The organism is Armatimonadota bacterium, assembly GCA_016125185.1.
Lineage (GTDB): Bacteria > Armatimonadota > Fimbriimonadia > Fimbriimonadales > Fimbriimonadaceae > Fimbriimonas.
In genome coordinates, this window is the sequence record WGMG01000004.1 from 215576 (window position 1) to 229103 (window position 13528).

At 56.5% G+C, this 13528-nt stretch carries 15 protein-coding genes; 10 read left to right on the forward strand and 5 right to left on the reverse strand.

The window, feature by feature from the left end; all coding sequences use genetic code 11:
- Positions 1 to 9: 9 nt before the first annotated feature.
- Both GC165_06495 and GC165_06500 read right to left on the reverse strand, forming a co-directional pair.
- The gene (locus GC165_06495; protein ID MBI1332511.1) at positions 10 to 1296 is read right to left on the reverse strand and encodes a hypothetical protein; all 1287 of its coding nucleotides are present in this window, start codon (positions 1294 to 1296) and stop codon (positions 10 to 12) included.
- Complete coding sequence (locus GC165_06500; protein MBI1332512.1) at positions 1283 to 2020, reverse strand: sigma-70 family RNA polymerase sigma factor; 738 nt, start codon at positions 2018 to 2020, stop codon at positions 1283 to 1285. The genes GC165_06495 and GC165_06500 overlap by 14 nt, the downstream gene beginning before the upstream one ends.
- Before the next feature lie 216 nt (positions 2021 to 2236).
- Between GC165_06500 and GC165_06505 the strand changes: the two genes are divergently transcribed.
- From GC165_06505 to GC165_06520, 4 genes are all read left to right on the forward strand, one after another.
- Positions 2237 to 2890, forward strand: a complete 654-nt coding sequence (locus GC165_06505) for a hypothetical protein (protein MBI1332513.1) — start codon at positions 2237 to 2239, stop codon at positions 2888 to 2890.
- A 65-nt stretch (positions 2891 to 2955) separates the two neighbouring features.
- On the forward strand, positions 2956 to 3702 hold the full coding sequence (locus tag GC165_06510) for a hypothetical protein (protein ID MBI1332514.1): 747 nt from the start codon (positions 2956 to 2958) through the stop codon (positions 3700 to 3702).
- Positions 3703 to 3769: 67 nt separating this feature from the next.
- Positions 3770 to 4021, forward strand: coding sequence for a type II toxin-antitoxin system prevent-host-death family antitoxin (locus GC165_06515; protein ID MBI1332515.1), 252 nt, complete (start codon positions 3770 to 3772; stop codon positions 4019 to 4021).
- Positions 4005 to 4391 carry a type II toxin-antitoxin system VapC family toxin gene (locus tag GC165_06520; protein ID MBI1332516.1) on the forward strand — a complete coding sequence of 129 codons (387 nt, stop codon included), beginning with the start codon at positions 4005 to 4007 and terminating at the stop codon, positions 4389 to 4391. Before GC165_06515 ends, GC165_06520 begins: the two co-directional genes overlap by 17 nt.
- Positions 4392 to 4625: 234 nt before the next feature.
- Here GC165_06520 and GC165_06525 read toward each other — a convergent pair whose 3' ends face one another.
- Entirely contained in the window at positions 4626 to 5768 is a 1143-nt protein-coding gene (locus GC165_06525) for a TIGR03790 family protein (protein ID MBI1332517.1), read from the reverse strand.
- A 122-nt stretch (positions 5769 to 5890) separates the two neighbouring features.
- Between GC165_06525 and GC165_06530 the strand changes: the two genes are divergently transcribed.
- From GC165_06530 to GC165_06540, 3 genes are read left to right on the forward strand one after another with little or no spacing between them, the layout of a single operon-like run.
- Positions 5891 to 6184, forward strand: coding sequence for a metal-sensing transcriptional repressor (locus GC165_06530; GenBank protein ID MBI1332518.1), 294 nt, complete (start codon positions 5891 to 5893; stop codon positions 6182 to 6184).
- A gap of 18 nt (positions 6185 to 6202) precedes the next feature.
- Positions 6203 to 6406 (forward strand): heavy metal-binding protein, encoded by a 204-nt coding sequence (locus tag GC165_06535; protein ID MBI1332519.1) that lies wholly within the window; start codon positions 6203 to 6205, stop codon positions 6404 to 6406.
- 2 nt (positions 6407 to 6408) lie between these two features.
- Complete coding sequence (locus GC165_06540) at positions 6409 to 8604, forward strand: heavy metal translocating P-type ATPase (protein MBI1332520.1); 2196 nt, start codon at positions 6409 to 6411, stop codon at positions 8602 to 8604.
- On the opposite strand, the gene GC165_06545 is transcribed toward GC165_06540, so the two are convergent.
- Positions 8601 to 9077 carry a hypothetical protein gene (locus GC165_06545; GenBank protein ID MBI1332521.1) on the reverse strand — a complete coding sequence of 159 codons (477 nt, stop codon included), beginning with the start codon at positions 9075 to 9077 and terminating at the stop codon, positions 8601 to 8603. The genes GC165_06540 and GC165_06545 overlap by 4 nt on opposite strands.
- 172 nt (positions 9078 to 9249) lie before the next feature.
- On the opposite strand from GC165_06545, the gene GC165_06550 reads away from it, so the two are divergent.
- From GC165_06550 to GC165_06560, 3 genes are all read left to right on the forward strand, one after another.
- The gene (locus GC165_06550; protein ID MBI1332522.1) at positions 9250 to 10722 is read left to right on the forward strand and encodes an ATP-binding cassette domain-containing protein; all 1473 of its coding nucleotides are present in this window, start codon (positions 9250 to 9252) and stop codon (positions 10720 to 10722) included.
- A 706-nt stretch (positions 10723 to 11428) separates the two neighbouring features.
- Entirely contained in the window at positions 11429 to 11764 is a 336-nt protein-coding gene (locus GC165_06555) for a hypothetical protein (protein MBI1332523.1), read from the forward strand.
- A 15-nt stretch (positions 11765 to 11779) separates the two neighbouring features.
- Positions 11780 to 12289, forward strand: a complete 510-nt coding sequence (locus tag GC165_06560; protein ID MBI1332524.1) for a flagellar protein FlaR — start codon at positions 11780 to 11782, stop codon at positions 12287 to 12289.
- On the opposite strand, the gene GC165_06565 is transcribed toward GC165_06560, so the two are convergent.
- Positions 12281 to 13519, reverse strand: coding sequence for an FAD-binding protein (locus GC165_06565; GenBank protein MBI1332525.1), 1239 nt, complete (start codon positions 13517 to 13519; stop codon positions 12281 to 12283). The two genes, GC165_06560 and GC165_06565, sit on opposite strands and share 9 nt — an antisense overlap.
- Between the last annotated feature and the right edge of the window lie 9 nt (positions 13520 to 13528).

Genomic DNA, 13528 nt, shown 5'->3' on the forward strand with positions numbered 1-13528 from the left:
AAATGAGCCTTACGGCTGGATCGAATACTCGTAAACGTCTTCGATCGTGGAATCTTCCTGAAGCGGAGATCCGAACTGCAGAACCTTTGGCAGAGCCGTCGCCGGATCAACGTACAGCACGATCGGGCTGATCGGGCCCTTCAGCGTGAACTTGTCCAGCTTCTGTCCCTTGTAGGTCACGCCCCGCTCGATGGTCCACTTGTCCGTGTCCTTCAGCAGGTTGACCAGATAATCGGCTGAAGTCTGGCCGGATTGCACGATCATCGGCTTGCCGTCCTTGCCCGACATCACCGCCATGGACTTGGCGACGTTGACATCGGCGGACTTGCCAGGCTCCCGAATTTCGGCATCGTTCATGACCACGATCGAATCCACTTTGCCGTTTCCATTGCCGCCAAGCATCTTGATGTGTCCGGCCATATCGTCGGGGAGCTTGGGGACTTCCTTTCCATCCACGTAATAGTGCTTCACCTCTTTGCCGCTGGCATCTTTGGTGACTTCAACGCGAACGGTTCCTTTGCCACCGAGGGTGACCGACTTACCGTGGACCTCTTTTCCGTCGACGAAGACGTGCTTATCTTCCTTGCCGTCAGCCCCTTTGCGGACTTCGACACGGACGTTTCCGCCCTCGCCCGGCTTCATCGAATCGACCTTCGCCTGAACGTCGGCGGGAAGCTTATCGACTTCCTTGCCATCGATGAAGTAATGTTTGACTTCGTTACCGTCCGGTCCCTTCGTAACCTCGACTCGAACCGAACCCTTCGGGGCCTGACCCTCTTCGATCTTCATGTCGAACTTCGACTTCATGTCGTTGATGTCGTCCTTCGACATCCAGATCAGGTTGCCGCCGCCATCCATCTTCATGCCCATCCCCATCGGCGAATCGTGCATCATCATGAACGCTTGACCGGCCGGGGCATCGACCTCTTTGCCCGAGGCGTCATAGTAGACCGTCTTTCGCTCCTTATCGTGGACCGTGGTCTTGGATTGCAGGTGGCGCTCGCCGTTGGTGACGACGAACGAATTAATGGTGTAATTTTTGATGTCTTGAATCGCCTTGATGACCCGCTCGGGCGTGGCGGCCACGACCTTCGGCTGGGCGACAAAGAACACGCCGGCGATAGCGGCGATCGAGACGAGAGTTGGCACGGATACTTTTCTGAGGACACTCATTTTGGTTTCTCTTTTTTCCTTCAAGAGCGCCAAGATCGTTTCCGCTTTCGCGTCCGGTCTCGGCTCCTCTTGTTGGAGCGCTCGGATTTCTCGATTCATGAAGTGGTTGTTATCGGCACTCATAACGAATCTCCTGGTAGGTGCTGCCAAGCATCGACTGCAGTCTCGATCGTGCGTGATGCAGACGAGATTTTACGGTACCGACCGGTGAGGCCGTCACCTCTGCGATCTCTTCGATCGACATTTGCTGAACTTCGTACAGCAAAAACGCCTCGCGAAGCGCCGATGGCAGCTGATGGAGAGCGGACAGCAGGACTTCGCCGTCGTCCACCGCGCTGAAGTTGCGATCCAACTTGGGATGCAGGGCCTCTAGCGGGAGGAATAAGCGTCGTTTTCGCCGCCACGCGATGTATTCTCGAAACGCGATGCGCGACAGCCACGTTTTGTGGCTCGCCTCACCGCGGTAGCTTGGGAGCGCCTGGATGGCTTTGAGAAATGTCTGCTGGGCGAGGTCCTCAGCGGTCTCTGTCTGCCGAGTCAGATGGCGTAATAAGCGATAGATGTCGTCGTAGTTTCGATGCACCCAGTTGTTAAGCGCCGCAGCATCTCGATTTCTCAGCTTGTCCAGTTCTTCGCAAGTTTCGAGATCCATGGTTCTCCAATGGGTATGGAGGGAATACGGGTGCGAAAGGTTGAGTAAGTTTCCAATTTTGCGAGATTTGGATCGGGAAGTGATAAGTTGGTGAGACAAAACAGTTCGCAAAAGAGAAGGGCTTCCCCTCAACGCTTCCTGCTCCTGTAAGATTTCCTGAGGGCCAACGGCCCGCACTAAACTAGCCTGGGGCATCGCCCCAGGAAGCCGAAGAAAATAGTGGCGGGCCAAAGGTCCGCGCTAATCCTTGACTCGTCGGTTGCCCATTTCTCAGCATCCTCATACCTAATCGAGCGAAGGTATCCCCTGGTACAGTGGTGGCATGATCTCTACGCTGGTGGCTGGCTTATCTCTCGCGCAGGACGCCGTTCAGTTCAAGTTTCAGCCGAAAATCGGTACCGAATACTTACGATGGAAGATGAAAACGGAAAGCCGCAAATCCCCGATTCGATGAAGCTGTGGGGCGTTTTCAAGGCGACCGAAGTCAAGGACGGGTGGTACACCATGCAGTACAACCTCGTGACCAAGACGCCACAGGGCGAAGAGAAGTCCGAACCCCAAGACATCTACAAGGTCAACTCTTCCTTGGAAACCCAGTTCGTAGAGAGCTTCACAGCCAAGGACAAAGGGAGCGAAATGGGCGAGAGATCCGAAGCTTTCCTCAATGGGCGATTTGGAGTTCGGTTCTCGCCCGAAGCCGTCAAGTTAGACCAGGAATGGAAGGACACGCTGGACGTCCCTGCGTTCGGCAAGGAGTACCTTGCGTCCGTCTTTACGGGTAGTACGGTGACCTTCCAAGGGACAGGAGACCGATCGAATACGCTCATGAAGATCGAAGCCAAGCAGGGAACGATTCATAGTCTTAACCACTTGGACCTCCACATCGTTGGAGATGCCAACGGCACAAAGATGGAGGTCTCCTTGAAAGAAATGTGTGATCAGACCTCGGTAATCGACCGCGAAATCGGAGTCCCAGTGAGAATTGACCGCAAGTTCGAACTGACCATGACGGCCGGACCTCGCTCACAGAAGCTCTCCGGAACGCTACACATGGTCCGCCAATAAACCTTAATCGTCGCCAACGCAGGCGACCGGTCTAAATAGAGAGTATCCCCTGGTACAGTGTTGGGATGCTCAATGCTTATATCGCCGGATTCGCCATCCAGCAAGACGCTTTCCAGTTCAAATTTCAACCTCAAGTCGGCGTAAAGTACCGCTACAACATGACCATGACCGACGAAAATGGCACGTCACAGATTCCAAAAGATGCCAAGTTGTTTTCTGTCTTCAAAGTTGCCGGACTAAAGGATGGCAAATTCACCATCCATCAGTTTATCGATGACGATCCAAGTGGGAAGACCGAGCCCCGACGGCTCTTGTCGTTCCGAGCGGACTCGCTTCTGAACACCGAAGCGCTTTCGACCAGCGAAGAGACCGATGCCGGAGTCGCTGGCCAGTTGTTGGCATTCAAACTCATCGGCGCATTTGGGTTTGCATACAATAGCTCTCCGGTCAAAGTCGGTGATACCTGGAAGCCGCCCTTTGACGCGGCCGCCATCGCGAAAGACTTCATTGCGGCAACAATGCCGGATGCGAACTCGAAAATCGATGCCGAAGGCAATGTCTCTGTGAGCCTGGACAAGCTTGATGAGAAGGTTGGTACATTCAAGTCTCTGATTCATCTAAAGATGGACGTGACGGTCGATGCCGAGGGACAGACTCACCGCCTCACGATGAACTTGGACTGTGAACAGACGGCGACTGCGGACCGAGCAACGGGGGTTCCGGCGGAGATCGACCGAAAATTCGACATGACCATGAAGGCCGACGCGGAATCTCACTCGATGAAGCTCGTGATGCACTTGGTCAGAGTCTAGACAGTCGTCTTGGTGCTGGAAGCTAGCAATCTTCGGGAACCAGACCAGACCAGGTCATAATCTCTATATGACAATTCGCAATGTGACGGAGACCAAGGCCGAATTGTCGGCTCTGCTCGTTCTCGTCGAGAACGGCGAAGAGGTCGTGATTTCGAGAGCGGGAAAGCCGGTTGCGAAACTCGTGAAGATCGAACCGCAAAAACAGCCTCGGAAGTTCGGTCTGCTTCGTGGGCAAGGCTGGATAAGCGAGGACTTTGACGCTCCAGATCCCGAGCTCGAAGAGTTATTTTACGAAGGGCCAATTGAACCTACTCGTTGACACGCGTATCCTCGTTTGGACTCTTCTTGAACCCGAAAGAATTCCAAGGGCCTTTGAGCACGTACTAGTCGATCCGAGCAACGAAATCTGGTACAGCTCACTCAGCGTCTGGGAGATCGTGACGAAGATCCAGATTGGAAAAATGAGCCTCGGACGAGATTTCGAAACGGCAATTAAGGCACAGGGTCTGAAGTATCTGCCTTTCGAGTCTCGCCACGCACTGAAACAGTTCGATTTACCGCTTCACCACCGAGACCCGTTCGATCGAGGACTGATGGCCCAAGCCGCCTACGAAAGGCTCAAGTTGATGACTTCTGACCAAACTCTGCGTCAGTATGCCGACAATGTAGACCTCATCATGGTGCCATAGCTACTTAGCGTACAGCAGTTCAGCCGACTGGCTTTAACCTGGCTCCCTTGGCGAAGAGACTGGTCAAAGAGTGGATGGTGGTCCTGCGAACTGGGGATAGACAGACGACCACAAAGCCGCCGCCTCAATCGCGACCATCCCCAAATTGGATACCTCTTGGCGAAGGGGTCGGTGAGCGAAGAATGAGCGAACCGGGGGATTGGGAAACTCATATAGAACAACGAAAACCTCCGGTTACTTCGAATACGGCGTGCACAAAGGATCGCCAATCACGATGTCCTCCCAACCCACGAACCGCGACGCCGCATAGTAGCTCTCCGCCAACGTCCAACCCGATGTATACCGGTCAAACAGTATCGTCGGCGAAGCGATCGCCTGCAAGAGCGGCTCGTCGCAATACCCCTTCACGCCCGTCACCCGACCCTTGATCAAATCCGCAATCAATGACTGCCCACCCGTCGTTGGCAGAAAGGTTCGACCCGAGGTCGAAACCGCCGTTTCGGCAATCGCACCAGGTTCAAATCGAAGCAGCTCGTACCCGTCGTGGTCGAACTTGGGGTCATTGCTTCCCCAAGAGCAGTACCCAGCGAGGTTTCCCTTGCGGCCGATGAAAACATCGGTCCGATCCACGGTGACAGGAATCCCTTTCGCCTCCAATTTCTTGCCCGCCACCACCATGTCCGCGTCCCACTCGTTGTACGCCATCTCATTGATCGTGTGCAGGTCGAGCTTGCCGTCCGTTACCGGCGACATCGGCACCTTGTCAATATTCCCGATTCCGTGCCCCTCGGCCACGTCGATGAGGATATTGCCCGTCGGGTGCATCTTTTCCGACTGCATCGCATAGGTCGACAGGAGCTTGGCATCGTCAACCGTATAGCCGTCCAATCGAGTCACGAGGTACCCGCCGAATTTGGCATGACTGAACCGCTCCTTCGAGTCCCAAAAGCGATTCGCCCAACACTTCCCCGTAAAGCCAGAATCGTTCAATATCACCGGCACCACATCCTTTCGGTCGGCGTAATCCATCGCCGCGAGCGTCGAGTCCAAGGAAGGTCGATTGTTTCCAACCCCGTTGGGCGCGCCTGTTAGCCGAATCGGAATACCCTTGGTCAGCACAATAAAGTCGATCCCGCTCTTCTTCGTCAGAAATGCCTTGATCGGTGCAAGAATCTTCGCCTGATAGTCCGGGTAAGGCATGGTCTCCTTGCCCGCGTCGAGAGCCGAATCCTGGCACTCTACCTTCACTACGTTCGTTACCCCTCGCTTCTTCATGTAGTCCGTCGCGATTTCAATGGAGGCTGGGCTGGCGGTGTTTTCGACGACCAGAACGCGTGAAGCGTTGTTGGCCGCGAGGACCAAAGAAGCGAAGAGCATGACGGAAATACTATCACCGCCAGGGTCTGATGTCAAAGTCGAAACGCCTACGATGTCCCTCGTTGAAACGACAGGGTCGCCGTAATGAGAACTTTCAGATACTGTATGGAGTATATAAAACCATGACCGCCGAAGAACGCAAAGCGATCGACCGCCGCCTCGCCCGTATTGAAGGGCAGGTGAGGGGTCTGCGCCGCATGGTCGAGCAAGATGCTTACTGCTCTGATATCCTTCAGCAAGTGAGCGCCGTAGACTCAGCTTTGAGTCAAGTTTCTGCCGCCGTGGCCTCTCAACATATCAAGCACTGTGTGCTTGGACACGATACCGGCGAAGCCCACCCCGTCGCCAAGTCCATGACCCGAGAGGAAGTCATCGAGGAACTAGATGAGGTGTTTAGTCGCCTCATGCGTTCCTAATACCCATAGGAGTATCAAATGAAATTAGTTTTGAAAATCGAAGGCATGAGCTGCCAAAACTGCGTCGCTCACGTGACCAAGGCGCTGAAATCCATTTCCGGCGTTGAAGACGCAATCGTAGACCTAGGCGAAGGCTCGGCCAAGGTGTCGGGCTCTAACCTTAACGGCCAAGCACTCATCGAAGCGGTTGAGGAAGAAGGCTACGAAGCCGAGGTGGCATAGCCATGTCCACTCAACACCAGCACGAAACCCAACTCGATATCCAAGGCATGACCTGCGCGTCGTGCGTCCGCCGGGTCGAGAAGGCCCTGGCCAATACGACCGGAGTCGATTCGGTAAACGTTAACTTTGCCAACCATCAGGCCGTCGTCGTCCACAGCCATGATGTCGCCACCGACGACCTCACTAAGGCTGTCGACCGGGCCGGGTATACCGCCAAACCGGTAAACCACTCGATGCATGAACACCATTCGGCGTCGGAACATGCCGAACACATGCGAGCCGAATCCGAGCATGAGATGCGGTCGATGCTGGCTAATGTCTGGCTGGCCGCCGCCCTCACGATTCCCCTCGTCATCCTGTCGATGGCGTGGCACCCGCGCCCCGAGTGGGCCAATTGGCTCCTCTTCGCCCTCGCTACACCCGTCACTTTCTGGTGTGGCCGTCAGTTTTTTGTACTCTCGGCCAAGGCTTTGCGCCACGGCTCGACCACCATGGACACGCTGGTCGCGATGGGTGCTGGAGCCGCGTGGGCATACTCCACCTACGCCCTCCTGACTCAATCCGGCCACGCCCAAAGCGAACATGTCTACTTCGAGACCGGGGCCGTCATTGTAACTCTGATCCTCCTCGGTCGGTACCTCGAAGCCAGAGCCAAATCGCACATGTCCGACTCCATTCGGAAGCTAATGAATCTCGCGCCGAAAACTGCGACGGTCCTTGACGAGCAGGGTGGTGAAAGTTCGGTTCCGCTGAACGCCGTCAAAGCGGGTGACCGCATTCGGGTTCGACCCGGCGAGACCGTCGCCGTCGATGGCGAAATAGTCGAAGGCGAGTCGTACGTCAATGAGTCAATGATCACCGGCGAGCCGATCGCTGTGCATAAAGCCACCGGCGATTCGGTGACCGGAGGAACAGTGAACGAGCGAGGATCGTTTGTCTTTAGAGCCGAGCACGTCGGCTCCGAAACGATACTATCCCAAATCGCCAAAATGGTTGAGCGAGCCCAGGGCTCGAAAGCGCCAATGCAGGGTCTGGCTGACCGGGTCTCGTCGATCTTCGTTCCCCTCGTGATCGTGGTCGCGGTTGCAACCCTGATTGGTTACCTCGCCACCGGACACTCGTTCGACGCCGCAGTTTTGCCCGCTGTCGCGGTCCTGGTCGTCGCCTGCCCGTGCGCCCTCGGCCTCGCAACTCCAACTGCCTTGATGGTCGGCACCGGGCGTGGATCTGAGTTGGGTGTGCTGGTCAAAGATGGCAAATCCCTCGAAACCGCAGGCTCCATCCGCACGGTCCTCCTCGATAAAACCGGTACTTTGACCCAAGGCAAGCCGAGCGTGACCGACGTTCGACCGTTCGGTGCCTGGAGCGAAGAAGATGCGCTCACTTTTGCTGCATCGCTGGAGGCTCAAAGCGAGCACCCTATCGCCAGGGCGGTTGTCGCCGCCGCCAAGGAACGCAACTTAGCCATGGCCGAAGTCGCAAATTTTGAAGCGGAACAGGGACAAGGCGTGCGTGGAACGGTTGAGGGCCAGGAAGGGTTTGTGGGCAAGCCTGGCATGGCAAAGTCCGTCCCAGACGAAGTGCAGCAAGCCATCGCCAACCTCGAAGAGGAAGGCAAAACCGTGTTCTTGGTTGCCAAGGGGGACCAGTATGCGGTGCTCGCCGTCGCCGACACTCTCGGCGAACACAGTCGCGAGGCAATCGATCAGCTTCAATCCCTTCAAATCCGTCCGGTGATGGTCACGGGCGACAACCGTGCGACCGCCGAGGCGATCGCTAAAAAGGTGGGGATCGAGGCGATCGAAGCACAAGTCTTGCCGGCGGATAAAGCCGCGATCGTCCAGCGGTATCAGAAGGACGGCATGGCGGCTATGGTCGGCGATGGCATCAACGATGCACCCGCCCTCGCCCAGGCTGATCTTGGAATCGCGATGGGCACGGGAACGGACGTCGCCATGGAAACCGCTGGCGTCACGTTGCTCAAATCCGATCTGCGTGGCGTTGCCCAAGCTATACGCCTGGCCCGAGCAACCCTATCCACGATCCGAGGCAATCTCTTTTGGGCGTTCGCCTACAATGTGGTGATGGTTCCGCTCGCCGCCATCGGCGTGATGAGTCCGATGATCGCTGCGGGAGCCATGGCTCTATCCAGTATCTCCGTCGTCCTCAACTCGCTGAGGCTTCGCCGATTCGCCTAAACCATCGGCAAGAGCGCCCGAATTGCGCCTAGATGGTAGGCCGCGTGGGCGATGTTTGCGATCACGTAAATCTCGTCATCGAAGGTCTCTAGGTTAACATCGAAGTTGCCCATCTCGGTGTACCACCGATTGGCCTCCACATATTCTTGGGTCGTTCTTGCGACAACGTCATTCCAGGAGTTTTCGTCGAACTCCTGGACATCCCAACTCCCTTCCCAGTCGCTCGGTTCTCGACTTCCCCGATTGTTCGCATTGAATAAATGGAGGAAGTAGCACAAGTGGTTGGCATGGGCGCCAATGGTGGAGGTCATGCCATGCAACTTCTTGGATGCTTGCTCTGCGGAAAGGGATTGGAGTGTGTTGAGAATGGCTTCGCTGCCTTGGACGAACCACGTATAGTCTTTGTCGGGCGCTACCCCTTCGAAAGCCTCGCGGAAGATTTCCTGACACGCCATTCGAATCGTGTTGGACATACCCAAACTTACCACCCAATCCTCGAAATGTATACATGCGTACACTATTTTGTTTTGTGATATCATGAAGAGGTCGAATGACCTTCGACGTTATGATCGACCTAGCCTAACACCACAGATCGTTACTCCCGTCCCGCTTCTGGGACGCCCGTGATCCTGTCTTAGGTCGTTTATGCTCCAAGGATTCCAACTCTCTTTGACGTTGGACCCACGTGTGGGTCCGCTATTCGAAAATCTCGATCTCTCCGTCGGCGACGGGGAAAAGGTCGCACTCATCGGCCGCAACGGCGTGGGCAAGACTCGCCTCTTGCGCATTCTGGCTGGGGTCGATCCGCCATCGAGCGGTAAGGTGGTCCGCTCCGGCGGAGCCATGCCCGCGTACCTGCCCCAGGACTTCGATCTTGGCTTCGCAGGCACCTTGGCTGATCTGCACGAGGACGTTCCATACCACGCTTTGGCTCGCGCGGCGAGTCGAGTGGGGTTGTCCGTCGATCTGCTTCACGCGTCCTATTCGACTCTCAGTCTGGGCGAGAAGATGCGCGGAGCGATCGCTGGCTTGCTGGCGATCGAGCCCACGGTTCTCTTGTTGGATGAGCCGACCAATCACTTGGATATCCACGCCAAGGCGTGGCTGACCGAGTTCCTGCGGGATTGCCCGGAGTCGGTTCTGCTCGTCTGCCATGACCGCGCCGTTCTCAACGCGGTGCCGGAAAAGATTTACGAGATCACGTCACGTGGACTGGAAAGCTACTCGGGCAACTACGAATTCCTTCAACAGGAAAAGCAGGAGGCTCAGGCTCGCCAGCAACGCGAATGGGACGCCCACCAGCATGAGGCGCGACGCCTGAAGGTCGCCGCCGAGGGCATCCGGCAACGAGCAGTGAAGACCGGGAAGAAGCCGCGTGGCAACAACTACGACGCCTTCCAAAAGCCGTTCTTCGAGGCGAAGAAAGCGCGGGTGGAAAAGCAGGCGAAAGCGGTGTTGAAGCGGGTGGAAAGAGAGGTCCACGATGCGCCGGATAAGCCGTTCATGGCTGATTCGCTCAAAATCGAATTCCCAACCAAGCCTCTTCGATCCGGGGTCCCGCTGACGGTGCGCGGCCTATCCAAAAGCTATGGCTCACGCCAACTGTTTGAGGGTCTGAATCTTGTCGTCGAGAATCGAGCGAGGGTCGCGATTGTCGGTCCGAACGGGTGCGGCAAGACCACGTTATTCCGCATCCTCCTAGGGCAGGAGCAAGCCGATTGTGGAGAGTTCGCTTGGTCCTCTGACGCGTGCATTGCCGCCATGAGCCAGGGTCGAACGGCGGTGCCGATGGACTTGCCCGCCTTCGAGGCTGCAGGCGGCGACCCTGAACAGGCGAGGACTTTGCTCGCCTGCCTTGGCATGCGTGGGCTAGTCGGCGAGCGTCCGGTCCGTCAGCTTTCGGTTGGCGAAAGGACCAAGGTGGAGATCGCCTCGATGATTCTTCGCGGCGCAAATGTGCTGATGCTCGACGAGCCGACTAACCACCTCGACATCCCTTCGATCGAAGCGCTGGAAGCGGCGCTCGACGCCTTTCCGGGTGTCGTGCTGTTCGTGTCCCACGATCTGGAATTTGTCGAACGCCTCGCTTCCGATGTCATCAATATTTCCGAAGGATGAAACGGTGTTCGAGTTGCCGCGTCATCAATGAGACATGGTTCTTTCAGGCATCATCCTCGCGTCGATGGCGGTTCAGCGCGCGCCTCTGCTATTCGAAAAAGCAAAGTTATTGGCGAGAACCAGCGGTTGGGCTGAAGTTTCTGTTGGGGTGCCCGACTATCGTTGGTTGGATTCGAACACGGTTCTTTTTCAATTGCCTCGACCTGAAGAACCGACTCGGATTTCGTCCCTTGATACGCGATCTGGCAAGGTTGCAGAAGTCGAGTGCCTCCAGGACTTCAGTCAGCTTAAGGGCGACTTTTCTACTTTGCAGGTCTCGCCTAACGGGGACAAAATCTTGTGGGCCGGCGGAACGGGATCCAGCGCGAAATGGTATGTGACGACTCTTGGCAACAGACAGGTATTGAGTTTCGCGAGGAAGCGGTTACGCGACCCAAGTAACCCTCCGATGCCTGACGACTACTCGCTGGCATCATGGTCTTGGGATGGGAAGTCAGTTCTTGAGAGTGTCGTAAGCTACGGAGGTGAAGGCGGCGTCGCTATGTGGCGACGAAGCCTTTCGAAGCTAGCGTCAGAATCGAATTTGCCCTTTGCTAAATGTTCAGTTGATGGTCATCCGTCGCTCATCGGGCTCAACAAGGCTTTCGCGTCAAGCGGGCTTCTAGCGGGTTCCCCTCGGAGCTCGGTCGGCTTCAGAACCTGGAACGTGCTGGAGCCGCGAGCAACTTATCGCGGTTGGACAGTTTCGGTGCCGAAGGGGCGAACCATCGAGTCGTTTGTCCATTCACACTCTGGCCACCGAATCCTTTGGGACTTATCGGTTCACGATGGGAAAAGTAGAAATCCGTGGGATTCCATTGGCGAAGAGATTTGGCTTACAGATGGGACCGGAGCAGGTTGGAAGCTGGTCACCAGCGTTCCCATCCGAACAGAGGAAGAACGACGGCGGGTGGAGACGTTCGGAATTCCGAAATGGGTCCCAGGAGATCGAGCGATCTCCTTCGTCTATTCTGGCGGCCTATACACCTTCGATCTGCCCTAGGTACCATCGCTCCAGATGCGGCGCGTGATGGTGATCGGCAATGGCGGAGGTGGGAAAACGACGCTCTCGCTTCGGCTTGCTGAAGCAAAAGGGTTACCGCTAACCGAGGTCGATCTCATTCAGTTTCGGCCAGGATGGGAGCGTACACCGGCCGACGAGGTTCGGGCTAGGCTGGACGAAGTTCACGATCAGGATGCGTGGCTGATCGACGGCTTTGGGCCCTGGGATAGCATTGAGCGAAGGGCGGAGTTGGCGGACACGATCATCTTCGTCGATCATCCGATCTGGGTGCATTTCTGGTGGGCATGCGAACGTCAGATCGCGGCGGCACTGGGGCAGGAGCGGGTAGGTGGACCTGAGGGGTGCGATTTGCGGGAGGTCACGAAAGAGATGTTTGAGACACTTTGGAGGGTGCATGAGAACCTGCGTCCAATGCTGGTGGAACTGGTCGAGCATCATCCCGAAAAGACCATTTGGATCAAATCGCCGGAAGAACTGGACGCGTTTCTGGCGGGGCTAGCCTAGCACCTGGTCCAAGTAGGGATTGCGGAACTTCCCGTTCGGGTCATGCTTAGCGACCAGAGCCTTGAAGTCTCCCATTTTGGGCACGACGGTCTTGAGGTAGTCGTGGCGCATCAGGAACAGCTTGCCCCAATGGGGAATGGCACGAAATGGCACGAGAGCGGCTTCGATTTCGGGGAGTAAAGCCTGTACGGCGGGCCAGTTTTTCTTCCATGTGAAGTGGATGCAGGTGACATCTTGTGCGTAGGCTGGGCTCATCCAAAGGCGGTCCGACGCGGCGGTTCGGATTTCAGAGACATGTAAAATAAGGGATATTTTTTCTCGTAATATGTTTATTTCTTGTAATGCTTGGTACGTATTTTGGCGAGGGACCATGAACTCGGATTGAAGTTCTTCGCCACTACTCGGCGTGAAGTCCATGCGGAAGTGGGCTAGTCGTTCGTGCCAGGAGCCGGGGATGCCGAGTTGTTCGGTGCAGTGCTCGGCCGAGTGGTCGGGGAGAGGGTGGAGCTTGACGGGCGAGAGGGTCGCGCCGTGGAACGTCTCGGGGGCGACGCCACCAAAACCGACATGCTTTTGCCAAACCTGGTCGATGGTGTCGCTTCGCCAGGTGGTGAAGAAACTGACGCTGTAGGCGCTTCCCGCGATGGCGTCGAAATCGGATGCGAGCTCGGAAAGGGGAAGGTTTTGGTACACGAGTTGGCGGACTTCGAAGGTGTGCTGGACGCGTAGGACCATCGACGTGACGACGCCCAGGGCTCCGAGATTGACGACGGCGCCGTGGAAGTCTTCGTCTTCTTCGTCGAGCTGAACGAGATCGCCGTGAGCGTTGACGAATTCGATGGCTCGGACGGCGGTGGCGAGGCTGCCGTTCTTGACGCCAGAGCCGTGGGTCGCGGTTGCGCAGGCTCCGGCGACGGAGATGTGGGGTAGAGAAGCGAGGTTGTGGAGAGCGAGTCCATGCTCGGCGAGGTAGGCGCTAAGCTTGCCGTACGAAATGCCGCCTTGGACGGTGACCGTGTGGCGTTCAGGGTCGAGGTGGAGCACCTGGTTCAGCCGCTCGGTAGAGATTTGGACGCCCTCGGTGTCAGCTCCGCTGTTGAAGGAGTGCCGCGTGCCGAGGGCTTTGACCTTTTCGGACTTGACGATGAGGTCTCGGAGTCGGTCAACGGACGAAGGGGCGAGGATGCCTTGCGATCCGTAGGTTTGGTTGCCTGCCCAGTTGGTGGCCATGATTTGAAG

Bases quoted from the DNA above. Each gene is read 5' to 3' on its own strand.
- GC165_06495 (MBI1332511.1), bottom strand. From the start codon at position 1,296: ATGAGTGCCGATAACAACCACTTCATGAATCGAGAAATCCGAGCGCTC.
- GC165_06550 (MBI1332522.1), top strand. From the start codon at position 9,250: ATGCTCCAAGGATTCCAACTCTCTTTGACGTTGGACCCACGTGTGGGT.
- GC165_06560 (MBI1332524.1), top strand. From the start codon at position 11,780: ATGCGGCGCGTGATGGTGATCGGCAATGGCGGAGGTGGGAAAACGACG.
- GC165_06565 (MBI1332525.1), bottom strand. From the start codon at position 13,519: ATGGCCACCAACTGGGCAGGCAACCAAACCTACGGATCGCAAGGCATC.
- GC165_06545 (MBI1332521.1), bottom strand. From the start codon at position 9,077: ATGTCCAACACGATTCGAATGGCGTGTCAGGAAATCTTCCGCGAGGCT.
- GC165_06535 (MBI1332519.1), top strand. From the start codon at position 6,203: ATGAAATTAGTTTTGAAAATCGAAGGCATGAGCTGCCAAAACTGCGTC.
- GC165_06515 (MBI1332515.1), top strand. From the start codon at position 3,770: ATGACAATTCGCAATGTGACGGAGACCAAGGCCGAATTGTCGGCTCTG.
- GC165_06540 (MBI1332520.1), top strand. From the start codon at position 6,409: ATGTCCACTCAACACCAGCACGAAACCCAACTCGATATCCAAGGCATG.
- GC165_06500 (MBI1332512.1), bottom strand. From the start codon at position 2,020: ATGCCCCAGGCTAGTTTAGTGCGGGCCGTTGGCCCTCAGGAAATCTTA.
- GC165_06510 (MBI1332514.1), top strand. From the start codon at position 2,956: ATGCTCAATGCTTATATCGCCGGATTCGCCATCCAGCAAGACGCTTTC.
- GC165_06525 (MBI1332517.1), bottom strand. From the start codon at position 5,768: ATGCTCTTCGCTTCTTTGGTCCTCGCGGCCAACAACGCTTCACGCGTT.
- GC165_06505 (MBI1332513.1), top strand. From the start codon at position 2,237: ATGGAAGATGAAAACGGAAAGCCGCAAATCCCCGATTCGATGAAGCTG.
- GC165_06530 (MBI1332518.1), top strand. From the start codon at position 5,891: ATGACCGCCGAAGAACGCAAAGCGATCGACCGCCGCCTCGCCCGTATT.